The sequence below is a fragment of the Paenisporosarcina sp. P4_B8 genome, from assembly GCF_056402175.1.
Window position 1 is genome coordinate 1 of sequence record NZ_JBFUHX010000020.1, and the last position, 23,635, is coordinate 23,635.

The 23,635-nt window shown below is 39.9% G+C and carries 26 protein-coding genes; 2 read left to right on the plus strand and 24 right to left on the minus strand.

The window, feature by feature from the left end:
* Positions 1-158 precede the first annotated feature (158 nt).
* The 21 genes from paaX to AC1DSK_RS15205 form a co-directional block, all read right to left on the minus strand.
* Complete coding sequence (gene paaX / locus AC1DSK_RS15105) at positions 159-1,019, minus strand: phenylacetic acid degradation operon negative regulatory protein PaaX (protein ID WP_477547571.1); 861 nt, start codon at positions 1,017-1,019, stop codon at positions 159-161.
* Between the two features lie 105 nt (positions 1,020-1,124).
* Positions 1,125-1,901: an enoyl-CoA hydratase-related protein gene (locus AC1DSK_RS15110; RefSeq protein WP_477547572.1), complete on the minus strand. Its 777-nt coding sequence runs from the start codon at positions 1,899-1,901 to the stop codon at positions 1,125-1,127.
* Positions 1,902-2,076: 175 nt separating this feature from the next.
* Positions 2,077-3,282: an acetyl-CoA C-acyltransferase gene (locus AC1DSK_RS15115; RefSeq protein WP_477547647.1), complete on the minus strand. Its 1,206-nt coding sequence runs from the start codon at positions 3,280-3,282 to the stop codon at positions 2,077-2,079.
* Positions 3,279-4,151 (minus strand): 3-hydroxyacyl-CoA dehydrogenase, encoded by an 873-nt coding sequence (locus tag AC1DSK_RS15120; protein WP_477547573.1) that lies wholly within the window; start codon positions 4,149-4,151, stop codon positions 3,279-3,281. Before AC1DSK_RS15120 ends, AC1DSK_RS15115 begins: the two co-directional genes overlap by 4 nt.
* 75 nt (positions 4,152-4,226) lie before the next feature.
* Positions 4,227-5,744, minus strand: a complete 1,518-nt coding sequence (locus tag AC1DSK_RS15125) for an aldehyde dehydrogenase family protein (RefSeq protein ID WP_477547574.1) — start codon at positions 5,742-5,744, stop codon at positions 4,227-4,229.
* Positions 5,745-5,757: 13 nt separating this feature from the next.
* Entirely contained in the window at positions 5,758-6,531 is a 774-nt protein-coding gene (locus AC1DSK_RS15130; protein ID WP_477547575.1) for an enoyl-CoA hydratase-related protein, read from the minus strand.
* Between the two features lie 12 nt (positions 6,532-6,543).
* Positions 6,544-7,320, minus strand: a complete 777-nt coding sequence (locus AC1DSK_RS15135; protein ID WP_477547576.1) for an enoyl-CoA hydratase/isomerase family protein — start codon at positions 7,318-7,320, stop codon at positions 6,544-6,546.
* Positions 7,320-7,622: an EthD family reductase gene (locus AC1DSK_RS15140; RefSeq protein WP_477547577.1), complete on the minus strand. Its 303-nt coding sequence runs from the start codon at positions 7,620-7,622 to the stop codon at positions 7,320-7,322. The genes AC1DSK_RS15135 and AC1DSK_RS15140 overlap by 1 nt, the downstream gene beginning before the upstream one ends.
* Positions 7,623-7,637: 15 nt before the next feature.
* Positions 7,638-8,138 carry a 1,2-phenylacetyl-CoA epoxidase subunit PaaD gene (gene paaD, locus AC1DSK_RS15145; RefSeq protein WP_477547578.1) on the minus strand — a complete coding sequence of 167 codons (501 nt, stop codon included), beginning with the start codon at positions 8,136-8,138 and terminating at the stop codon, positions 7,638-7,640.
* Between the two features lie 24 nt (positions 8,139-8,162).
* Complete coding sequence (paaC, locus tag AC1DSK_RS15150) at positions 8,163-8,975, minus strand: 1,2-phenylacetyl-CoA epoxidase subunit PaaC (RefSeq protein ID WP_477547579.1); 813 nt, start codon at positions 8,973-8,975, stop codon at positions 8,163-8,165.
* Positions 8,972-9,319, minus strand: a complete 348-nt coding sequence (gene paaB, locus AC1DSK_RS15155) for a 1,2-phenylacetyl-CoA epoxidase subunit PaaB (protein ID WP_477547580.1) — start codon at positions 9,317-9,319, stop codon at positions 8,972-8,974. The genes paaC and paaB overlap by 4 nt, the downstream gene beginning before the upstream one ends.
* 18 nt (positions 9,320-9,337) lie before the next feature.
* Positions 9,338-10,291, minus strand: a complete 954-nt coding sequence (gene paaA / locus AC1DSK_RS15160; protein WP_477598348.1) for a 1,2-phenylacetyl-CoA epoxidase subunit PaaA — start codon at positions 10,289-10,291, stop codon at positions 9,338-9,340.
* A 111-nt stretch (positions 10,292-10,402) separates the two neighbouring features.
* Entirely contained in the window at positions 10,403-11,428 is a 1,026-nt protein-coding gene (locus tag AC1DSK_RS15165; RefSeq protein ID WP_477547582.1) for an NAD(P)/FAD-dependent oxidoreductase, read from the minus strand.
* A 133-nt stretch (positions 11,429-11,561) separates the two neighbouring features.
* Positions 11,562-11,762 (minus strand): hypothetical protein, encoded by a 201-nt coding sequence (locus AC1DSK_RS15170; RefSeq protein ID WP_477547583.1) that lies wholly within the window; start codon positions 11,760-11,762, stop codon positions 11,562-11,564.
* Positions 11,763-11,785: 23 nt separating this feature from the next.
* Complete coding sequence (locus AC1DSK_RS15175; protein ID WP_477547584.1) at positions 11,786-13,486, minus strand: M3 family oligoendopeptidase; 1,701 nt, start codon at positions 13,484-13,486, stop codon at positions 11,786-11,788.
* Between the two features lie 136 nt (positions 13,487-13,622).
* On the minus strand, positions 13,623-14,183 hold the full coding sequence (locus AC1DSK_RS15180) for an SLOG family protein (protein ID WP_477547585.1): 561 nt from the start codon (positions 14,181-14,183) through the stop codon (positions 13,623-13,625).
* A gap of 132 nt (positions 14,184-14,315) precedes the next feature.
* Entirely contained in the window at positions 14,316-15,716 is a 1,401-nt protein-coding gene (locus AC1DSK_RS15185; protein WP_477532094.1) for a hypothetical protein, read from the minus strand.
* Positions 15,717-15,878: 162 nt separating this feature from the next.
* Positions 15,879-16,721, minus strand: a complete 843-nt coding sequence (locus AC1DSK_RS15190; RefSeq protein WP_477547586.1) for an aldo/keto reductase — start codon at positions 16,719-16,721, stop codon at positions 15,879-15,881.
* Positions 16,722-17,012: 291 nt separating this feature from the next.
* On the minus strand, positions 17,013-17,429 hold the full coding sequence (locus tag AC1DSK_RS15195; protein WP_477547587.1) for a sporulation protein: 417 nt from the start codon (positions 17,427-17,429) through the stop codon (positions 17,013-17,015).
* 69 nt (positions 17,430-17,498) lie between these two features.
* Positions 17,499-18,668: an AI-2E family transporter gene (locus AC1DSK_RS15200; RefSeq protein ID WP_477547588.1), complete on the minus strand. Its 1,170-nt coding sequence runs from the start codon at positions 18,666-18,668 to the stop codon at positions 17,499-17,501.
* 89 nt (positions 18,669-18,757) lie between these two features.
* Positions 18,758-19,714 (minus strand): LCP family protein, encoded by a 957-nt coding sequence (locus tag AC1DSK_RS15205; protein ID WP_477547589.1) that lies wholly within the window; start codon positions 19,712-19,714, stop codon positions 18,758-18,760.
* A gap of 146 nt (positions 19,715-19,860) precedes the next feature.
* Between AC1DSK_RS15205 and msrA the strand changes: the two genes are divergently transcribed.
* Complete coding sequence (gene msrA / locus AC1DSK_RS15210) at positions 19,861-20,379, plus strand: peptide-methionine (S)-S-oxide reductase MsrA (RefSeq protein WP_477547590.1); 519 nt, start codon at positions 19,861-19,863, stop codon at positions 20,377-20,379.
* Positions 20,380-20,474: 95 nt separating this feature from the next.
* Here msrA and AC1DSK_RS15215 read toward each other — a convergent pair whose 3' ends face one another.
* Positions 20,475-21,665, minus strand: coding sequence for an MFS transporter (locus AC1DSK_RS15215; protein WP_477598351.1), 1,191 nt, complete (start codon positions 21,663-21,665; stop codon positions 20,475-20,477).
* A gap of 137 nt (positions 21,666-21,802) precedes the next feature.
* On the opposite strand from AC1DSK_RS15215, the gene AC1DSK_RS15220 reads away from it, so the two are divergent.
* On the plus strand, positions 21,803-22,126 hold the full coding sequence (locus AC1DSK_RS15220) for a hypothetical protein (RefSeq protein WP_477547592.1): 324 nt from the start codon (positions 21,803-21,805) through the stop codon (positions 22,124-22,126).
* Here AC1DSK_RS15220 and AC1DSK_RS15225 read toward each other — a convergent pair.
* Positions 22,092-22,754: a GGDEF domain-containing protein gene (locus AC1DSK_RS15225; RefSeq protein ID WP_477547593.1), complete on the minus strand. Its 663-nt coding sequence runs from the start codon at positions 22,752-22,754 to the stop codon at positions 22,092-22,094. The two genes, AC1DSK_RS15220 and AC1DSK_RS15225, sit on opposite strands and share 35 nt — an antisense overlap.
* Positions 22,755-22,927: 173 nt before the next feature.
* Positions 22,928-23,533, minus strand: a complete 606-nt coding sequence (locus AC1DSK_RS15230) for an alpha/beta hydrolase (RefSeq protein ID WP_477547594.1) — start codon at positions 23,531-23,533, stop codon at positions 22,928-22,930.
* Positions 23,534-23,635 lie beyond the last annotated feature (102 nt).

A 23,635-nucleotide genomic window follows, 5' to 3' on the forward strand; every position in this document is an offset into this window, starting at 1 on the left:
TTCTTCAACTAATCAAGCTCCACACAATGGCTATTATTTCGATTTCATATAAATAAAAAATGACCAACAAATCAATTTATAATTTGTTGGTAGTCTTTATTACATATTTATTGTTTGAGAGGAATGGTTTCATTTGTTAATTAAAAATCCCTTTTGACTCATTCACTCATTAAAGGATGGTCATCCGCATCATATGATTTGTCTTTCCACCGCATATCATTGTCTTCTTGGAATACCACTTCGAAGAACTGACTTGCTGATTGAGCGAGCAATTTATAGTATTGTTCGAACAACAGAGCCGCATGATGACCATTCCATATTTCTGGAAGCAACTCTTTTGGAAGTCCAGGATCTGCGAAGAGAAATTTTCGGTATTCATGAACAAGCTTCGTGCGTTCCACAAAACATTCGGCATCCGACATCTGGCCTTTGCTCATCATGCTTTGATGTACGATGAACTGTTTGCTGTAAGTCGAAATGAATTCCTGATATTTCATTTCTATCTCTTGAAGGGGCCAGCTTTTTTCGACGAGTGATCGATCTGCTTGCGGTCCTTTATATGAGGACACGAAGAAATCTGCATAATCTTGAATCTCGTACTTTTCAATTAGAAGATTCACTTCTTTTTCAAGATTGTTCGGTGAAATCCAGCAACCGTTTGAAAAACTGCCAAACCCGCTCCATAACAGTTCTTTACGAAGTTCATCGCGAATCTGTCTCTTTTCTTCAGGAATTGTATACATCAGCATACGCCATTTTCCATCCCACTCGTCTGGTGTTAATTTAAATATGCGGACTGCCGCTTCTTCCATACGAGCTTCACCACGTGAGGTCAAGAAATAATAACTCTTATTGCCTTTTTTTTCGGACTCAATCCATCCTTGCTTCATCATTCTGGAAACCGCTACGCGCACGGATTGTTCATTATGTCCAAATTCTTTTAACAGGCGAATTAAACTACCAATCCATATTTTGTTTCCGTAATGCCGGATGTAATCACCATAAATTGTAAAAATCATGGATTGTGTGTTTGCCAATTCAATTCACTCTTTCTTTTTTGCTATTCAACGTATATCAAGATTTATTCCATTTTTCATTATATCGTTATATTACAAAAATGAACATTAATTCCCAGTGAATATTGGATGACGTTTTTCACTAAATGCGTTTAAAGCTTCAATACGATCAGTAGTCGGAATCACCAACTCATAAGCTTTCGACTCAATAGCTAATCCTGTCTGCAAGTCTGTATTCATTCCAGTTGAAATAGCGTACTTTGCCTGTTTAATCGCAACAGGACCATTTTTCATCATATTTAAAGCAAACTGCTCGCAAGTTTCTAGCAACTGTTTTTTCTCTACGACTTTTAATATGATGCCAAGTTCGACACCTTCCTCAGCTGTGAACTTTCTAGCCGTGAAAATCAGTTCTTTTGCTTTCATTTCTCCTACAAGTCTTGGAAGTCGTTGAGTTCCCCCAGCACCTGGGATGATGGCCCAGCTTGTTTCGGTTAATCCCATCTGAACATCTTGTGCTGCAATTGAAAAATCACAGGCAATCATCAATTCAAAACCCCCACCAAAAGCATAGCCATTTACGGCAGCAATCGTGGGCTGAGGAAGATTTGCGATGCTATTAAATACATCTCTAATAGCTCTCACATTTCTTCGAACTTCGGTTTCAGTCAACGTCTTGCGTTCTTTTAAATCGGCTCCGGCACTGAATGCTTTATCCCCAGCTCCAGTGAAAATAACAACACGAACATCTGGATCAAGAGAGATTGAATCTGTCACCGATTGCAGTTCCTGGAGCGTTTCGAAATTAAAGCAGTTCAAAGCTTGTTCTCTATTAATGGTCACATACCCGATATGGTTTTCTTTTCTATACAGAACAGTTGACATACTGCTCCTCCCTCCAAATAATAAGTGCAGCAGTTTAAAATCATTCAAGTCTTGCTTTATTCAATCACGGAAATTAGTTACAGAACTATCAGCATTATAAGTAAATGCTGTTAAATACCCGTTTTCCCTGTGAAATGTTGACATTTTTATATCTAAGCGGCAGCCTTATTTGGACTTATTCCGATACATTCTCGATAATTGCTGCGATTCCCTGACCGACTCCGATACACATCGTAGCTAGGCCATATTGAACGTTCTGTCTCTTCATTTCATATAAAAGTGTGGTCAATATTCTAGCGCCACTGGCACCAAGAGGGTGACCAAAAGCAATCGCACCACCATTAACATTCACTTTTATATCGTCCAGCTCTAATTGCTTTATACACTCAAGCGATTGTGAGGCAAAAGCTTCATTTAATTCAACCAATCCAATATCATTTGCAGTCAGACCGGTTCGTTCCAATACTTTTCTCGTCGCATAAATAGGACCTAGCCCCATCACATTTGGTTCGAGGCCAGCTGTAGCACCGGCCACGTATTTCGCCAGAGGAGTTAAGTTCAATTCTTTCGCTTTTTCTGCACTCATCAGCAACAAAGCAGACGCACCGTCATTGACCCCTGAAGCGTTCCCTGCCGTAACCGTACCATCTTTAAAAATCGGTTTCAGCTGACTGAGTTTCTCAAAAGTAGTATCCGGACGAGGATGCTCATCCTGATTCACCACTACGTTATTTCCTTTTCGGTCCACATAAACAACCGGAACAATTTCATCAGCAAAACGGTTTTCTTCCAATGCTTTTTTAGCTCGTTGCTGGCTTTCAAAAGCAAATTGATCCTGACTCGCTCGTGTAATTTTGAACCGCTGTGCTACATTTTCCGCAGTCTCGGGCATCGAGTCCGTTCCGTACATCTCTTTTAACTTACTATTGGTAAAGCGCCAACCAATTGTTGTATCCTGCAATTCCATATTGCCTCTGGGGAATGCTTGAGTTGGTTTTGCCATGACCAGAGGTGCGCGCGTCATGCTTTCAGTACCACCAGCGATGTAAACATCTCCATCTCCCACTGCAATGGCTCTCGCTGCATACATAACAGCATCAAGACCTGAACCACATAAACGATTTATCGTCGTGCCTGCCACTTCAACCGGAAGCCCAGCTAATAATGCAGACATACGTGCAACATTTCGGTTATCTTCACCTGCCTGATTGGCATTCCCTAAAACAACTTCTTCAATTTGTGAAGTTACCAGACCTGGATTACGCTCAATCAATGCCTTGATCACGACTGCTCCCAAGTCATCAGGTCGCACATCTTTTAATGCACCGTTATATCTTCCAATAGGTGTTCTTACTGCGTCTACGATGACCACTTCTCTCATTTCTTGACCCACTCTTCTTCTATTGTATAGTCGTATACACCCTTGCCGGTTTTTCGTCCGAGACGTCCCGCTTTGACATATTGTTCAAGGAGCGGTGCCGGGCGGTATTTCTCCCCGAGCTTTGCATGTAAATAGTTTAAGTTGTTTAGGCGAGTGTCGAGTCCCACCAAATCTACAAGTTCGAATGGACCCATTGGATAATTTAAGCCGAGCTTAATTGCTTTATCAATCTCTTCAGGTGTGCCAAGTCCTTCCTGAAGCATGTAGAAGGCTTCGTTGCCAACGAGGGCACTGATCCTACTTGTAACAAATCCCGGGAATTCATTGATAACAACCGTTTCCTTGCCCATCTTTTCTGCAACTTCTTTGATTGTTTTGGCAGTTTCATCACTCGTTTCCAAGCCACGGACAATTTCAACAAGCGGCATTTTATGTACAGGATTGAAAAAATGCATCGCTATCGTTTTATTAGGTCGTTTTGCAAATGAAGCGATTTCTGTGGGACTCATCGTTGACGTATTCGTCGCGAAATAACAATGAGCAGGTGCGTGTTCTTCCATTGTTTCAAACACTCGTTTTTTTATAGCAATCTCTTCAGGAACCGCTTCAATAATCAAATCTGCTTCTCGTGCAGCTTCGGATAAGTCAGGTTGAAAACTTAAGTTCCGCAATGCATTTGAAGCATGATCAGAAGTTATTTTCCCAAGTGCTAACCCTTTTTCAAACATCCGTTCAATTTCCTTTTTTGCATTTTCCAATGCATTTTCATGGATGTCGACTACAGTTACGTCATAACCACCAACTGCGCCAACATAGGCAATTCCTCTGCCCATCAAACCTGAACCGACAACAACAATACGGTTAATCACGAGATATTCCTCCTTTTGAGGTGAAAGAATACGGACAGGGGGTTAGATAACTCCCTGTCCGTCATTTAAAAGATTCTATAGACCGAACGGATTTAAAGGACGGCTACCATAGTACGATAAAATACTTTTCGTTTCTGTATAAAGGTCCAATGTTTCTATGCATAGTTCGCGCCCGAATCCGGATTGTTTATAGCCGCCAAAAGGCGTTCCTGGGAAAGCAGAGAACGGACAGTTGACCATAACGATTCCAGCTTGAATCTGATTGGCAACGCGAGTAGCACGTGCTCCATCTTTAGACCAGACAGCTGAACCTAATCCGAACTCAGTATCGTTTGCTAGGCGGATCGCTTCTTTTTCATCTTTGAATTTCATCACAACGACAACCGGTCCGAAGATTTCATCTGTTACAGCCTTCATGTCGTGATTAACGTTTGCGATGATTGTCGGCTCATACCAGAAACCATTTTCATAGCCTTCTGGTTTCGCGATATTTCCTCCGACAAGGATTTCCGCTCCTTCATTTTTAGCGGATTGGACATAGCCAGCAATTGTTTCAAGTTGTGCTTGATCAATAATGGCTCCCACGTGTGTACCTTTATCAAACGGATTGCCCATCTGTAATTTCTTCGCTTTTTCTACAAACTTGTTCATGAATTCATCGTAAATGTCTTCATGGACGTATAAACGAGAACGTGCCTCACATGATTGGCCCGAATTATAGAAAATGCCAAATAATGAACCATCAACCGCAGCATCAATATCTGCATCTTCGAATACTAGACTTGGAGATTTACCGCCAAGCTCCAATGTCACGCGTTTTAATGTTTCAGATGCTTTACCCATAATGTCTTTACCGATTGGTGTAGAACCTGTAAAGGCAACTTTATTTACTCGTGGATGTTCTACTAAGAAATTTCCGACTTCAGATCCTGATCCCGGAATCACGTTAACTACACCAGCAGGAACCCCTGCTTCGAGACAGATTTCTCCAAGGATAATTGCAGTAAGTGGAGTAAGAGATGCCGGTTTGACAATTACTGAACATCCTACAGCTATTGCAGGTGCGATTTTCCATGCTGCCATCATTAACGGATAGTTCCAGGGAATGATTTGAGCGCAAACTCCAACGGGCTCTTTCTCCGTATAGTTGTGGAATTGACCCGGTACGTTATTTACTGTGCCGCGATGCCCAACGATTGCGCCTGCGTAAAACTCAAAATCTTCGATGGCTTGAGACACTTGCCCTTGTGCTGCATGAAGCGATTTACCAGTATCAAGCATTTCCAATTCCACCAGCTCATTGAAACGAGAGCGCATGATTCCTGCAATTTTATTCAATACCTGCGCTCGTCGACCAATCGGATAGAGCTTCCACTTTCCATGGTCAAAAGAATTACGTGCCGCTTCAACTGCTTTTTCAGCATCTTCTTTAGAAGCTTTTGCCACTTCCGCAATCAATTCACCAGTAGCCGGATTGAAAGTTTTAATCGTTTCACCATTGCTACTGTTCACTTTTTCACCATTAATAATTAAATGATAAAAATCACGTTTCATTGATTCTTGCTCAAGTTGATTTTCTTTGATCGTTGCCATGTCATTACTCCCCCTATTGTCCTGAAAAGACAGGTTTTCGTTTTTCCATAAATGCATTGACACCTTCACGGTGATCTTTTGTAAGTCCTGCTATCCGTTGCCCTTGAGCTTCATGTTCAAGGTAATCTTCAAACGAAAGTTCTGGAACCGCTTTCAAATACCGTTTAATCAATCCGACTGCTTTCGTCGGTAAAGAGGCAATACGTTTTGCAAAAGCAGTTACATCTTCTTCCCAGCTTTCCGCTGAGATAAGTTGTGTTGCCAGTCCCATATTAAATGCCTCTTCTGCTTTCACTTTTTCACCCAATATTGAAAGTTCTATAGCCTTCGCTTCACCCACCAGGCGTGTTAAATAATAGAGATTCCCTGAATCGGGAATGAGACCAACATGGATAAACGCATTAATAAAACTTGCTCGCTCTGAGACAAGCCTGAAATCACAAGCAAGTGCTAAACTGAAGCCAGCTCCCGCCGCAACTCCATTTACAGCTGCGATAATTGGTTTTTCACACTGCCTGATTTGCTTCATCATCGGGCCATAATGGTCACGCAAGACTTGACCGTGATCCATTTTTTCATCGACTTCCGATAAATCCTGTCCAGAACAAAATGCCCGTCCTTCGCCTGAAATGACAATGCATCGAACTTGTTCATCGTTAGAGGCAGTTTTGAGTGCGTCTTTTACTTCACGGTTCATTTGAGCGACAAATGCGTTCAAACTGTCCGGTCTATTTAAATAGAGCCATGCAATACCGTCTTTGACGTCATAACGGATCGTCTCAAACATTCAACACACTCCTTACTTCCCTTTGTAATCCGGTTTTCTCTTTTCAACAAACGCATTCATGCCTTCTTTTTGGTCCTGAGTTGAGAACAGCAAATAGAAGTTTTTCCTTTCATACTGCATGCCTTCAAGTAAGGAGGAATCAACTGCCTTGTTTACAGAATCTTTGATAAGACGTAAGGAAAGAGGCGGTTGCTTGACAAGTCTGTTTGCAAACTTCATTACCTCCTCCATCAGTAGTTCTGGTGCCACAATTTTATTGACGACTCCATATTTTAAAGCTTCATTTGCTGAAATACGCTCGCCCGTCCATAGCCACTCCAAAGCTTTTGTACGTCCGGCAAGTTTCGTCAAGCGCTGTGTTCCACCTGCTCCGGGCATGACACCAAGACCTACTTCAGGGAATGAAAACTCTGTCCCACTGGCTGTAATTAGAACGTCACAACATAGAGCAAGCTCGAATCCTCCGCCGAAAACAAATCCTTTTACAGCACCAATAATCGGCTTCTTAATGAGGGCCAACCGATCCCAATCGGCAAATTGATTCAGCAGTTCCAGACTAATTGAATCATCATTCGTCATTTCGTCGATGTCCGCTCCTGCCGAGAAAGTTCGGCCCTTACCAGCCAACACCATCACACGCACCTGGTCATCTCGATCAAAACCTTCCATCGCCTCGACCAGTTCCCTTACCATTTTCCGGTTCAAGGAATTTAACTGACGCGGGCGATTCAGCTCGATTAACGCCACGTTTCCTTCAATGGAAGTTTCAATGAATTCAAACGCGTTCATTACGCCTCTTCACCAATCATCAACGTTACTAGATTCCCAGCAAACCCCATTAGGTCTTTACCGGAAGCTTTACCTTCAGCAGAACGCATACCTTGTTGCATTGATTCCATATCATCGTAAACCATCTCGCACATAAGGTAATATTTGCTTTCTCCTCCCATTGGAGAACCACTGAATTTGGTCACTTTCATTTCGCGCAGACCAGGAATTTTTGCTGTCAGCGGTCCATGGACATTGAAGTAATGATCATCGAAAGCCTCTTTGTTTTCAGGGTGTTTGTATAATGCGATTAATTTAGCCATTATTTTCTCCTCACTTTACATGTTGATAGAGACCGGTTTCATGGCCTCAAATACGTTTTTGCAACTCTTGCAATATAGAATACTTCGACATGCGGTTGGTCCAAAGATATTGTCCATGGTCACGTAGGTGGATCCGCAATAGGCGCAATCAACATGCCAACTTCCATCTTCTTTAAAATGRCGCGGAGGTGGTGCAATTCCAAACGCCCTTAAATTCTTATGCCCTTTTTCTGTGATACGATCTGATGTCCATGGTGGATGTAATGCGAATTCCACTTCAACTTCACCGACATCTAGTAATTCTTTTATAGCACTTATGGTATTTTTCTTGATAATTTCTAGTGCGGGACATCCTAAAAAGGTTGGCAGAAGAACAACTTTCACATGATTTCCATTCGTCGTAACTTCACCGATCATGCCGAGATCAAAGATGCTGACCGTGTCTATTTCTGGATCTTTCACGTTCAGCAGAGCTTCATAAATCCGCTCAACCGACACTTCTGTAAATGCAGTCATGTTGCCTCCTCCTTTCCCGATCTTTTACCAGACGGCGGCTGTATCGAGCTTGTAAACTTCTGAAAGAGTTGTTAGAGCCTCCTCCAGATCTTTTGTGTGTTGTCCATTTCGTCCGTTTTTTACTGGATGATCAGGAATTTTCAACATTTGCATGTGCACCGCTAGCATCATTGGTTCGATGCTTATTTGCCATTTTTGTTTCAATTCTTCCTCACTGCCGATAAGCCCACTAGATTCGATCGCTTGTTTTTGATCGCCGTAAGAGAAAACATCTCCGAAATCATCCATCACTCGGGAGATTGCATCATTCATTTTCTTTTTTGCTACATCTGTAGAATTCATCAATTGCTTGAACCACGTATCCCAGTGCAGGCGGTGATAATAAAGTTCCATTCTCACTTTTACAGCTACTTCCGCAAGAGGTTGGTAGGAGCTTTCGCATAAAGAGTCGATTTTCACTTTTTTCGCTTGTGTATATAAATAACTTCGTGCAACCGCATATGCCCAATCATAATGGGGAGTTTCCAAATAATATCCTTCCCCGTTCACGCGTTCTGTTAAAATACTGTTTTTTCTATCCGCTACCAGGCGAAAATGAGCCAGATCATCAGCTTTTCCTGCACCCAGATTTTCAAGAAGTGAGTAATACATTGCAGCATGCCCCATCGTATCCTGGCTGATTGAAGAATAAGCGATGTCCGCTTCGATATGAGGAGCAAGTCCTAACCATTCCGATCCACGAAACGAGTATAAAAAGTCATCATCAGCCAACTGGAATAACAAATTTTTTACAGCTTCTGTATATTCCGGGCTCATCACTGAGTCAGCATTGTTCATTTTCTATCGCCTCCCCATGACAAGATTTCTTTTTCATCCAGCATTTCCTGTTCATATTGACGCCATTTCTTTTTCAAGTAACCATACCCTTTGGTCGTGCGGTATTCTTTGTTTTCTAGCCGGTTAAGTGTCAATTTTTCTTCAGCATTCATTCGTTTAATGTGCTTACGGTTGACGATCCAAATGTCTGCAACAGGCTCACGTCGCATAAAGTTTTCCTGCGCTAAAATTAGCGCCATATCTTCATTCGGAGCCAGTAAACTGAATTGGTGCTGGAAAGCTGAGCTCGGTGTTCGTTTGCTAAAAATTTCATATTCCTGATAAAATGTTTTCTCTTCTTCCACTTCACCTGACTCCTTTCATTAACTTATATTCGCACTGAGTGCATCCCGTACCCATGAATTATATTCATAAGAATGTCGGCGTAGATTCAGTCGTGCTTCCGAACGTTGCCCCTGATTTTTAATGATTTTCTTAAATTCATTCCAATCCGGCTGCTGATAGGACCATAAATTGCTATCTTTGTTGAAATGGAAGGTCGGATCCGGTATGGTCAATCCCAGTGAAAGTATTCGTGGCATGTATTTATCAAAAAAGATTTGCCTAAATTCTTCATTTGTTTTAGTCCGGATTTTATATTTAATTGTTAAATCTTGTTTGGATGAACCGGTCGTTTCCTTACTAGCTGGCCCGAAGAACATAAGAAGTGGTTCCCACCAACGATTCAGTGCCTCTTGAACCATCGCTTTCTGTTCATCTGTTCCTTCAGCTAACGCTAAGATGATGGATTCACCATGTTGAGCATGGAATACTTCTTCTGCACAGATTCGTTGCAGTGCTCTTGCGTACGGACCATATGAAGCTTTAAGCATATCTGTTTGGGTAATAATCGCGGCACCGTCAACTAGCCATCCAATAATCCCTGCATCCGCCCATGTTTTCGTTTCCATATGAAAAACATTATGAAACTTCAAATCTCCATTAAATAGATCCTGCATTAAGTCTGCACGGGTTTTGTTATATGGTGTCAGTAAGTCCTCCGTTACACGAARCAGAAGCTGCCCATGCCCCATCTCGTCCTGTACCTTTGCCATAATACCGAGTTTCCGGTTCAAAGAAGGAGCTTTAGGTACCCATTCTTTTTCAGGTAAAGCTCCCATAATTTCGCTCATGCCGTGCATCGAAATTAGCTTTATGAGTGTCTGTCTATATTCTTCCGGCATCCAGTCATCCGCTTCAATTTTGTCACCAGCTTCAATGCGTTTCATAAAATGTGTATACTGTTTTTCTTCATTTGGGGTGTTTACATTTGTCATATTGAACCCTCCTTATCTAAAGATATGCGTAGTTGATCTTTCCCATAACGTTATATATACGTTAATTAATTACTTTGTTACATTGAATCGAATGTCTATTTTATATATTTATTATTTCACCAATTCTGCAGTTTCAGAATTCACCTTTTCCATAACTGACGTACTATGAAGTGGCTGAACTTTTGAAGATGGATCAATATAAACTTTTGCATTGCTAATTGCTGTTGGAGCCTCTCCAAAACCTGAAGCAATCAGTTTTACTTTGCCTTCGTATGTGCAAATATCTCCCGCAGCGAAAATGCCAGGAATGCCAGTTTCCATTCTTGAATTTACAACAATGCTGTTTTTCTCAAGAGTCATGCCCCAGTTCTTGATAGGACCAAGTGATGATACAAAACCATAATTGACAAGTACAGCATCTACATCAATGATAGTTGTTTCGTTGCTTTTTACTTCTTTCAATACAACCTGTGTAATACTGTCTTCTCCATTAAACTCTGCAGGAATGAAAGGAGTCAGAACTGTAACAGAGGAGTTTTTCATCTTTTCCACTGTGTTTTCATGTGCGCGAAATTTATCACGACGGTGAGCTATGGATACTTTCTCTGCGATTGGCTCTAACATTAGCGCCCAGTCAACTGCAGAATCCCCGCCACCAAAAACATGCACTTTTTTTCCGGCAAATTGTTGTAAATCATTGATTAAATAATGCAGATTACTTTCTTCGAATTTTAATGTGTTTTCCATATCCAACTTCTTAGGATGGAAAGCTCCATTCCCTGCTGTTATCAATATGGTTTTTGAATAATGTATGCCTTTACTCGTTATAAGCTTAAATGTGCCATCGGCTTGTCTTTCAAGTGCCTCCACCTCTTGATTCAAACAGATTGTTTGTTCAAATTGACCCATTTGTTCTAGTAAGTTATCAATAAGTTTTTGTGCAGATATTTTCGGAAAACCGGCAACATCGTAAATATATTTTTCTGGATACAATGCAGACAATTGCCCTCCAAGTTGCGGGAGGCTTTCAATAATTTTGCAGGACATATTACGGAGCCCAGCATAAAAGGCGGAGAATAAACCGATGGGTCCTCCCCCAATAATCGTTACGTCATACATTTCCCGATCATGAGACATTATCATTTCCCCCCTATATTATCGTTCGTTCTTTAATAGCACAGTAAAAAAACATTTCGTTTTATATATATAACACTTTATATACGTTTTACTACAATTCTGTAATACTTACTTTAGATTAATGGCGGGAGAGTTAGATGTCAATAATAATTTCAGAAAATTCCAAATGAAATACTCCTTCATCTTTCATCGTAATTCCTAACCCCGTTCCAAGAATAGGGTTAATAATAGAAAATATTAAAATGAAGCCAAAATAAAAAGCCTCGCCAAATTTGGCGAGGCCTTGTCTCTTTTCAGCTTTGTTAAACGATGTTGTTGGTTGCTTATCATGCATTTGCGCACATCATTAAACAGCCCTTAAAGTGCTTTATCGTCAATAGAATTTAACCATTGTTCAATTGGTCCGATTACGGATTCAACGCAACCATCTTCGAATGGTGAAATCAAGTTGGCTTCTTTTACAAGTCCTGTAAACGACAGGCTTCCTCCAATTTTACATAAGTGTACATAATCTGCCCAAGCTTGCTCACGGTCTTCTAACGTTCGTTTGAAGAACTGGAATGCACAGATTTGAGCCAATGTATAATCAATGTAATAGAACGGACTTTGATAAATATGGCCTTGTCGTTGCCAGAACCCACCTCTGTTTAAGTAGTCATTACCGTCATAATCACGGTGTGGCAAATATTTTTCCTCAAGCTCACTCCAAGCCTTTTTACGTTCAGCTGGCGATGCCTCCGGATTTTCATAAACAAAGTGTTGGAATTCATCCACAGCTACCCCATATGGCAAGAATTCAAGCGAACCGCTTAAATGGGAGAATTTGTATTTATCCGTATCCTCCTTAAAGAAGTTTTCCATCCAAGGCCACGTAAGAAATTCCATACTCATAGAATGAATTTCACATGCTTCGTATGTTGGCCAATTATATTCAGGGATTTCAAAATGACGACTTGAATACACTTGGAATGCATGTCCCGCTTCATGTGTGAGAACATCTATATCTCCAGATGTACCGTTAAAGTTAGAAAAAATGAAAGGTGCTTTGTAATCTTCGATATACGAACAGTACCCACCGCTTGCTTTCCCTTTTTTCGCGACAAGATCCATCAGATTATTGTCTATCATGAAATCAAAGAATTCACTCGTTTCCTTCGACAATTCATCATACATTTTTTTGCCGCCATCAATGATCCACTCCGGCGAACCTTTAGGTGTGGCATTTCCGGTTTTGTAATTGATTGATTCATCGTAGTATTTGAAATCATCCACCCCGATGCGAGCCTGTTGACGTTCTTTTAACTTGGATGCCAACGGAACAATGAAATCCTTGACCTGATCACGGAAGTTCATGACCATTTTCGCGTCATAATCTGTGCGAATCATACGATAATAGCCCAGTTCCACAAAGTTTTTGTATCCTAATGTACGGGCAATCTCCGTCCGAACTTTTACCAAATCATCATAAATCCGATCGAGTTGCTCTTCGTTTTCTGCGAAAAAGCTGAAGTAAGCGTCTTTTGCCCGCTTCCTCATGTCACGGTCTGTAGATTCAGTGAATGGTTGCATCTGTGCCAAGGTGCGCTCTTCATTTTCAAAATTGATTTTGGCAGACGCAATCAATTGTTGATATTCTGATGATAGTTTATTCTCTTTTTGCATCATTGGAATGACTTCAGAAGAAAAAGATTTAATCTGTGCTTCCGCAATGGCAAATAATTGAGTGCCCCACTTTTCTTCCAACTCGTTACGGAAAGATGAGCTCACCAGTGACTTATAATATTTTGTAATTAAATCATCTACTTTTGGACTTAGTTCATCGAAGTAGTCCCGTTCCGCTTTGTAAAACTCGTCATTTGTGTCAATTGAATTTCTGATGTAGACAATGTTCATCATCGTTCCCACATGGTTTCTGATATCATTGATTTGCTTCATTGCTTCACTTTGTACTTCAACAGTTTCGGCGTCATTAAACTCAGTTAATGCTTCATTAAATTGCGTTTCAATCTGTTCGAATTCAGGTCGTGTATACGCAAATTCTTCAAATTTTGTTACCATCCTAAACATCCCCTATTATTTTCAAATCGCAATCTAAGAATTTTTAATCATTTGATTACGTCTACTCATAAATAGTTTACTATTAATTCATTTATGACAACAAGAAAAATTATTTTATTTAGAATGTTAGGTAAATTTATTCTGACCACTGGTTTTGTTGTTCTTCTGTCGCTACTAACTGTAAGTCGTCAGCTGTTATTGTAATGATTTGATAGTCATGACGTTCTGCATATTTCATGGCCAGTTCTTTCATAAACTTTGGTGAACCTTCATTTTCCTCATCATAAATGATCAGGAGACCGTCAGAATTTCGTATTATGAATTTATTCTTTTCGATAAATTGCCAAGGACCTTCATAAGATTTTTTCGTCACACTTGTTTGAAAATCAGCATTTGCACATATCGTTTGATACATTTCTTTTTTGCTGTCATTCCAGTTCTTTTCTTGCTCAAGAAAAGGCGTAATGACTGCGTATTTTAAATGCGGGAATGATTGCTTCAAATCAATAACCAATTGCGCTGCCCACGTTTCGACCCCTAACTGCCCACTGACAATAACCCATTCCAGTCCATCGTCAATTAGTTCAAGGAGACGATTTTCTAATGCCTTCTTTATAAAACCTACGCCTGGATGTTTATCGTCGAAAACACCAATCTCGTGCTGTTTATAACCCGTAATCACTAATCTTTTAATCATTTGAAAACCTCCGTATCACTAACGTATCTATGTAGTATTTTAGCATTTAATAGAAACAACAGTTTGGTGAACAACTTCCAGATTATCAAAAAATAAAGACCCTCCAATTTCAGAGGGTCCGGATATCATTAATTATATTAAAAACATGGCTACGATTGTTGTAACAACCAACCCGATTGTTACAGGAAGAAGGTTTCTTCTCGCAAGTTCAAATGGATCGACACCACAGATAGCTGCCGCTGGAATTAGAGCCCATGGAACCAACGTCCCTCCGCCAACCCATATGGCTGCAATTTGACCAAGAGCGGTCAAAGTAGCTGCACCGGCACCGATTGCATTAGCAAAGATAGTGGCAACAGAACCTACCAGAGAAATACCCGAGAACCCCGAGCCATCCAAGCCAGTTATGGCGCCAACAATCGTCAAAGTAACTGCACCGACCTCTTTACTTAATGGAACGAGTGATGCAAGAGCTACACCAAGGTCGTTGACGATGCCATGTGAAGTCTTCGGCAATAGTTCACCGATTATTTTATTGAACCCTGCATCACCCAGATAAAAGAATGCAGCAATCGGAATGACTGCACCGAACACTTTAAAACCGAATTGGAAACCTTCGATAAAGTAACTTGTAGCTTTTTCAAGCCCTTTATTTTTATGGCTGACCATTGTAATGAATAAGAGGATGAAAACAGATGTACCGCCTATCAATGCGGTTGCATCGCCACCCTGTAAATCAAGAATGGACATCGCAATCACGTCGAGTGCAAACAGTACAGGGATCAGGAGTGCAAAAAAGCGCTTTTGTCCTGCGGATAGCAACGTTAATTGATGCTCAGTCGGTTCCGTTGTTGGCATGGCTGATATTCCTGTAGTTGCTGTTAACAATCCGGATTTTAAGTCTCGTTTCAAGAAATAAAACGCAGTGATCGTGGTAACAAGACCCATCACAATAACTAGAGGAATACTTGCACTGATGACATCACCAACTGGAAGCCCCGCAGCATCCGCGGTCAGTTTTGGTGCTCCTTGAATAATGAAATCACCTGATAACGCAATTCCGTGCCCGAATAAGTTCATTGCCATGGCAACCCCGAGTGCAGGCAAGCCTACTCGAAGTGCGATTGGAAGTAATACAGCGCCCATCAATGCTACAGCTGGAGACGGCCAGAAAAACCATGAAATGACCATCATTAAGATTCCGATTGTCCAATAAGCCAATGCAGGGGTCTTAATGAGTTTCGAAAACGGTGAAATCATCACATCATTGATTCCGGTCGTTGTCAGAACTTTACTCATCGCGACAATGATTGAGATAACAAGTATCGTTGGCAATAATTCTGTAATCGCGAAAATGAAGCTGTTAAAAATACTACTGATTGAGCCACTCAATGAGCCAGTGGCAGTAATGGCAATTAGAAAAATACCGACGATACTTACTATGGTTGTATCACGTCTCATCACCATAAAGCCGATGATTAAAAAGATAAAAACGACATAAATCCAATGCAACGCTGTTAATTCAACACCCATCAGATTTCTTCTCCTTTCTTGCATCCTTTTGTTTGAAGAGGGTATCCCTACTTCAAGATGTTCTATAGGATATGTGCAGCAAGAAAAGTGGTGTGAGGAATGCCCAAGAATTTGAGAGACAAAAAACACCGCTCAATCATGTGAGCGGCGTGATAATTATTATTAAAAATCAAAGTTATCTGGATCTGGACCTACACGTTTGTTTTCATTGAGTGAAGAAATTTTCTCCATTTCTTCTGCCGAAAGCTCAAAGTCAAAAATAGATGCATTTTCAACAATACGATGTTCATTGATTGATTTTGGAATGGTCACAACATCATTTTGAAGATCCCAACGCAAGATGATTTGTGCCACGGATTTTCCATGTGTCTCAGCAATTTCTTTAAGTTTCACATCATCAAGTAATTGCCCTTGCATAAGGGGTGACCAAGCTTCAAGTTGAATATTGTTTTGTTGGCAAAACGCACGCAGGTCTTCCTGAGTCAATTTAGGATGGTATTCAACTTGATTGACCATCGGAACGATTGTTGCATCTTTCATTACATCTTTTAGGTGATGAATATGGAAATTACTTACTCCAATTGCTTTTACACGGTTTTCAGTATAGATAGTTTCAAGTGCTCGCCAAGTATCTTTATACTTTCCTTCTACTGGCCAGTGAATTAAGTATAGATCTAAGTAATCCAAGCCTAATTTTTTTAGGCTTGTTTCATAAGCGTCCAAAGTAGTTTCGTATCCGAAATCTGCATTCCACACTTTAGAAGTGATGAATAATTCTTCTCGTGAAATACCGGTTTCTATCATTCCCTGACGGATACCTTCACCCACTCCCTCTTCGTTTTGATATACAGCAGCAGTATCAATGCTGCGGTATCCCTTTAAGATAGCAGTCTTCACAGCTTCTATTACCTCAGTTCCTTCTTCAACTTTAAAAACGCCTAATCCGAACCAAGGCATTTTGATTCCATTATGTAAAGTTGTACATGCTTGCAAGTTATTTTTCATTTTTGTTATTCCTCCAGTGTCTACATATTTTACACTTTCCCATTCTCTCTTTTTTCATTTAACACTTCAATTAATTGACCTTACCAATATAATTTTCATGGGTAATAAACGCTCTTTTCCTTGAAAATACTGATTTGTTACACACTTGCATTATGCAAATTAATGCAAAGTGAGATACTTGCATTTTACAACAATAATCAATACCAAGTAACTTACAATGAATGTGTTTGTATTCCACAACTATTACACATAAGAAAAACCATCCCCTGTTTGTTGGGAATGGCTTACTTCTTAACCTAAATCTTTACCGTAAACAATTTCATCTTCATCCTGCACATCCACCGCATTAATGATATGTACTGATGTGCGTAAATACATTTTTGCGGTTTCATCTGTTAGCTCCCAGCGTTCATCTGGCATCAATTCAAAAGGCACCATACGGGTTTCTTTTGATTTTACTGAGCCTACCATTTCAATGGTGTGTTTCGCCACACACTCTTCAGTTACATCAAAATCACTGTCTTCCCGATGTCCTTCTTTTCTCAACAATACTTCTAGTTTAATGAATTCAATAACTTGTTCGCTTTGACCACCATCAATATAAATTTTACCTGATAGTGATTCTCCGTGCGCAATTTCAGGTTTGTCTACAACAGTATCTACTTTCATTGAACCAATACCAATTGTAGACAAAAACTTTTTCAACATCATGTCTTCCTCCCTGTCATAGAAACCATTCCATCCATTCCAACTAATTCACTTATCTTATGTCCATTATCAATAATGATGATCAAGCTCAGTTTCATGTCGATTGTATCTACGCTTAAATAACTTATAAATATGCGTGACCAATACTTTAAGTAAAGCATACCCTGGAATCCCTAAAATTACGCCTGGAACTCCAAACAATGAACCCGCAGTCAATAAAACAAAAATAATGGTAATTGGATGTATATGTAGTGATTTACCCATAATCTGGGGAGAAATAAACTTCCCTTCTACTAATTGTACGACTGTCCACACAATCGCCAATTTAAACAGCATGAATGGGGATGTAACGACAGCAATTACAGCTGCTGGTGCGATTGCAATAATCGGTCCTAAATAGGGCACTACACTAGTAACCATGGCTAAAACCCCTAGAAGCAAAGCATAGTCCATACCAATAATAAGGAAACCGATGAACACCATAGATCCAATGCAGAACGCGATCAAAATTTGTCCTTGAATATAGGCACTGATTTGTTTGTCTGCATCTTTCATTACCTGACGCGTATCTTCTCTCATGCGTGGAGGCAATAAATTCAGAATATATTGCGGTAACTTTTCTCCGTCTTTCAACAAGTAAAACAGAATAAATGGTACGGTTACAATCGCCAATATTAAACCTGTCAAAGTGGAGATTACTTTCCCAATCCCACTAGCAACTCCACCCACAGCATCCTGAAGGGTATTTCCGATATTCTCAGGTAGTTGTTGAAGTATTATATTTACATCAAATTCAAGATTAGCATAGTAACTCGAAAAGATTGATGTTTTAAGAAAGGCATCAACAGATATAACAAGTTCCATGAAATATCCAGGGAAATCTTGAATCAAATTCGTTAACTGCGTTTTTAGGAACGGAAACACAAGTAAGATTAATAAGGTGATGAGGCCGATTAACCCTAAGAAAATAATAAGAATGCCCCAGATTTTCGGTATTTTCAACCGTATCAGAAGCCGAAGTAAAGGACGTAAAAGGTAATACCCAATGGTTGCTAAAATGACAGGCAATACGACATTAGCCAAAAACACTTGCATGGGATAAAAAACAAACGAAACGACATCAAAGATCCATATAATCAAACCCAATAATAAGATCAATAACATTAAATATAGTGTATTCCTCCCACCTAGAAACTGAATGAATCTAGTAGAAAAAAAGGATGTTTTTTCTGGTTGCATATCATGTCCCCACTTTCGAATTCTCATAATCTAAAGAATGATTATGATAAAACTAATTTTACAGGAAAATTGCGCTGATAATCAATTTATCAACGCAATCGCATTCCTAGGAATTCACTTAAAGCCTGCTTATTTTCATCTAGATTTATTTCAATGACAGATCCTACACCTGGATATGACCCAAAATCATAACTATGTTCCACAGGGATGGTCATTTTATTAATGTCTACTCCCCCGCTGAACGCCAGGCTTAGTACTCGTTTGACTTCATCTGTAGATGAGTAATCAGACTGAACATAACCATGGATGGCTCCTGCAAATTTCGGGTAATGAGCTACATTGGAAGGACTCATGATTTCATCTTTTAATGCTTCCATAACTTTTTGCTGTCTCGCAACTCGTCCGAAATCCCCTTCAGCATCTGCACGGAACCGTGCATATCCTAAAAGTTCCTTCCCATTCAACTGTTGAACTCCAGGTTCAAGAGAAACCCCAATTTTCTCGGACATCGCTTTTTCGACATCTATTTCGACACCGTCTGGTGCAACAATATCAACCAACGATTCAAAGCTTTTAAAATCTATCAGCGCATAATGGTGGATTGGCACGCCGAACATACTTGAAATCGTATCCTTGACAAGTTGTACGTCACCTAAGTAGTATGCAGTATTCAGCTTATAGGATTTGTATCCTGGAATTTGAGCGTAAATATCTCGCATGAACGACACAACATTCACTTCGTCGGTTTCTTTATTCCACGAAACCAGCATCATGGTATCAGAACGGGATTGTTCTTCTCCCCGAGTATCTACACCAAGAACCAAAACATTCTCAATGGATGGGTTTTTTACATCCATCGGATCACCTGTGAACTCAATATCATTTTTTCCTGTATTGGAAGCCAGCTCTTGACCAGCTTTAAACTGAACGAATGAATATATAGCTACTCCTATTGCAGCCAAAAATAGAAGAGTCATAAAAAATCTACCGAAACGAAACTTTCTTTTCCTTCTCATGGAACGACGATTTGGAACTTGTTCTTCCAAAACGCTCCCCCCTTTCATACTTTTCATATAATAGAACGAAATAAGTCCAAAAAAGTTGCTTTTTTTCCTCTTCAATCATAGTTGTTGAGCACAGAGGATGCAAGTGCTACAATACGGTCTATGCAGGTTTGAGAGGAGTTTTATAAATGGAAATAGCTACATTTGCAGGCGGTTGTTTTTGGTGTATGGTCAAGCCCTTTGATCAATGGGATGGAATAGAGTCCGTCATTTCAGGTTATATGGGTGGACATGTTGAGAATCCTACATATGAAGACGTGAAAAAGGGAGATTCAGGGCATCTTGAGGTCGTACAAATTCAGTTTGACCCATCTGTTTTTACATATAAACAATTACTTGAAATTTTTTGGCAGCAAATTGATCCAACGGATGACGGAGGTCAATTCCAGGACCGCGGAGAATCTTATAAAACAGCGATTTTCACACATTCCGATGAACAAGTGGAAATCGCGAATGAATCAAAACAAGCACTCGCAGAGAGCGGACGTTTCTCCAAACCAATCGTCACACCAATCCGTCCAGCGGAAACGTTTTATTTCGCAGAAGACTATCATCAAGATTACTATAAAAAAGAACCGGATCATTACGCAGAAGATCGCGCTACGTCCGGCCGTGATAAATTCATCCAAGAGAATTGGAAGAAGTAATTCAATTTCTAGCCTTGCGATTGCAAGGCTTTTTTATTTAGGCACGCTTATCGCACATTTGCGCTAGTCGCATGTTTCGGGTGAACTCACAAATATCAAATGCTTTCTTTAACATGACCTTTATTTAAAAGGACCGTGACTATAAACATTCCTATAATTAAAGCGAGCAAGACAAAGAACGTCATTTGATGTGTTCCGCTCCAATCGTATAAAATACCGATTGCCAAAGGAACAAGCCCTCCCATGATAAAACCGCCTGTCTGAACCATTGCCGTCCATGCGTTCGCTTCTATTGCATCTGTCGTTTCATCGAGTGGTAGCAGTAATGCAAGCGGGAACAATACACCAAGTGTAAATCCAAGGAGAATCGCTGCCGGCCAAATCAGTGTCATATTCCCTGTCAATAACAAAACAATTCCAATGGTCCCGATAATGAGCGCGGAATAAATCCAAAATGATCGGATCGGAAATTTCTCAAGTAGTAAAGGGATGAAAATGTTTGTTACTATTTGTGCGACTGTCAAAACACTGATAACTGAACCTGCTTCAACCACATTAAATCCTAGTTCACTCGCTGCAGATGCAAGCCATGTCGTCAATGAGAAAAACAATGAAGCTTGAAAACCAAAAAACAATAAAATAAGCCATGCTCTCGTATTTGTCCACGGCGAACGGAATGATGCTGTCACATTTTCTCGTTCAATCGGAACAGAGTTATCTTTTTCTGGCTTCATGGCAACGACCCAAACCAAGAATGCCAACAATGCTAACGAAGACCAGAAAGCTAGGGCATACTCCCATTCTTCACCGATCTTGACATATAATATACCGGTTAAACCAGCACTCAATGTTGCACCAGCACCCATACCTAGTGAATAGATTCCTATAGCTGAAGCAGTACGAGTAGGGAATTTTTCTTTAATTAATGATGATAAAATAGGTCCGATAATTGCTATGGCAACACCTATTACAAAAGCAGTCACCAATAGTGATACATAGGCATTTAACCATGCACGCAATAAAGTAAGCACACCTATTAAGACGATTAATAAAGAAATGCCTCTTCTTTGTCCGAATTTATTCAGCCAGTGAACTGCCAATGGTGCGAATAATCCCATACAGATTACGGGAACCGCCGTTAACAAACTTACTTCGCTGTTCGTCAAATTTAAATCATTACGGATTGTGTCCAGTAATGGCCCGATTGATGTAATAGCAGGTCGTAAATTTAAGGCAATCAAAAAGATGGCAATTAATAATGATGTCATTGATTTTTGGGAATTCATAGTCTCCGCCCTCTATAAATAAAATAGTTCTCCACCAAGTAAATCATATCAGACGTCCTACCACAACTATGAATCTTTGTATCTAGAATGCAAACTTGTGTTCCCTTTTGATAATTTGTACAATAAATGGTGAAAGGGTGAATAAATTGAAACTCATTCAATGGAGCTACACGAAAAGATACCAAGTGAAAGCTATTTTTGATGAATTTCCAAATATGATTCTCGTATTCAGGACGATAGGGTCCTATTATTTTATATTTACTACAAAAGGATCGATAGAAAATCGATATCCAACCAGAAAAGATTATGTTGAAATGGAACTGTTGGTAAATGAGCAGCTGCAAACGTTGCAATCCTACATAAATCGCAAGTCACCACTCGAAATGAAGTGGGTTGACGAATGGTTGCAAAAAAAAGAACTTCCACTTACACAATTGGAAGTCCTTTCTCATAAAGAATAATTTGCTTGCGACCAAGCGATTTTGCGTTGTAAAGTGCTTGGTCTGCACGTTTCAATAAATCTTCCATTGATTGTTGGATATCATATTTATGCACACCAGCCGAAAATGATAACGGTACTGGATCCATTCGGTATTTTAACAATTCTTCATTGCAGCAATCTTGTAGAGAAAGTAATTGACGGTGAATTTCCTGCGTGTTGCTGTTTTGAAAAAGAATAATAAATTCTTCTCCACCCCACCTCGCAACGACATTCGGATCAATAATTTTCCGTCTTAATAGGTTAGCAAAAGTTTGGAGGGCAATATCCCCAAATGTATGCCCGTATTGATCGTTGATGTTCTTGAAATGATCCAGATCCAATATCGCCAAAGTAAAAGACTGTCCGCTCACTTCAAAACGATTTTGAGCCTTACGGATTTCCTCCACCATTTTCCGTCGATTTAATAGTGAGGTTAAGTGATCGGTAATGGAAAGCCCCTTTACTTGTTCGACCAAACGTTCCAACTCCTCATTGCTCCTATGTAGCAAAATCTCAATTTCTTTTCGCTCGGTAATATCGATATGTGTTCCAATCATGCGATTGGCGAATCCTCGACTGTCACGCTCCACCGCTTTTCCACGACCCAAAACCCACCCGAAAATCCTTTTTACATTTGGAAATATATGTTCATAATAATTATAGGTCCATTCCAAGTCATTTCGTGAAATGTTGTTTCAAATACCCTTTCCACATTACCCATAATATACCAACTTTTTTATTCACTTATTATAACTGAAAGCAAAAATTAAGGCTACCTAATTCAGATATACCAATCACGAGCATCCTGTATTTCCTTCATTGTCAATTGGTGTCCGTTGTTATACCATTTTTCCTGAACTGTAGCGCCTTGAACACGTAATACATCAATTAACTCCTGCGTTTCTTTTCGAGGAATAATGGGATCATTTGTTCCTGCCCCAATAAAAATATGTGCATTCTGTATTTCTTTAACTGTGTTGTTTCGATATGGCACCATTGCATGGAATAAAATCGCTCGATCGACAATTCTCTCATATTTCATCAGCAATGTTGCTGCAATATTTGCTCCATTGGAATAGCCAATAACTGTGACAAGGTCAGTGTTCGGTGCATAATGCGATAAAGCTTCCTTTAGGAACGTATGGAGTTCTTCTGCGCGGTAAAACAAATCTTTCTCGTCAAAAATACCTTCTGCTAGACGTCGGAAGTATCGTGGCATGCCCCCCTCCAAAACATTTCCACGAACTCCAAGTAAGGATGCTGTCGGATCGATATGTTTTCCCACATTAATCAAATCATGTTCATTTCCACCTGTACCGTGTAGCAATATCAAGACGTTTTTTTTATTTGTTCCTTCAATAAATACATGTTGATGTGTTTCATTCATCGTTATCCCCTCCTTCTTTTCATTTTATCTTGAATTAAAGATATATTCCACTCTTAAAGTTTGAGCATTCTTATACCCTTTCATGATATAATAGAAGCATTG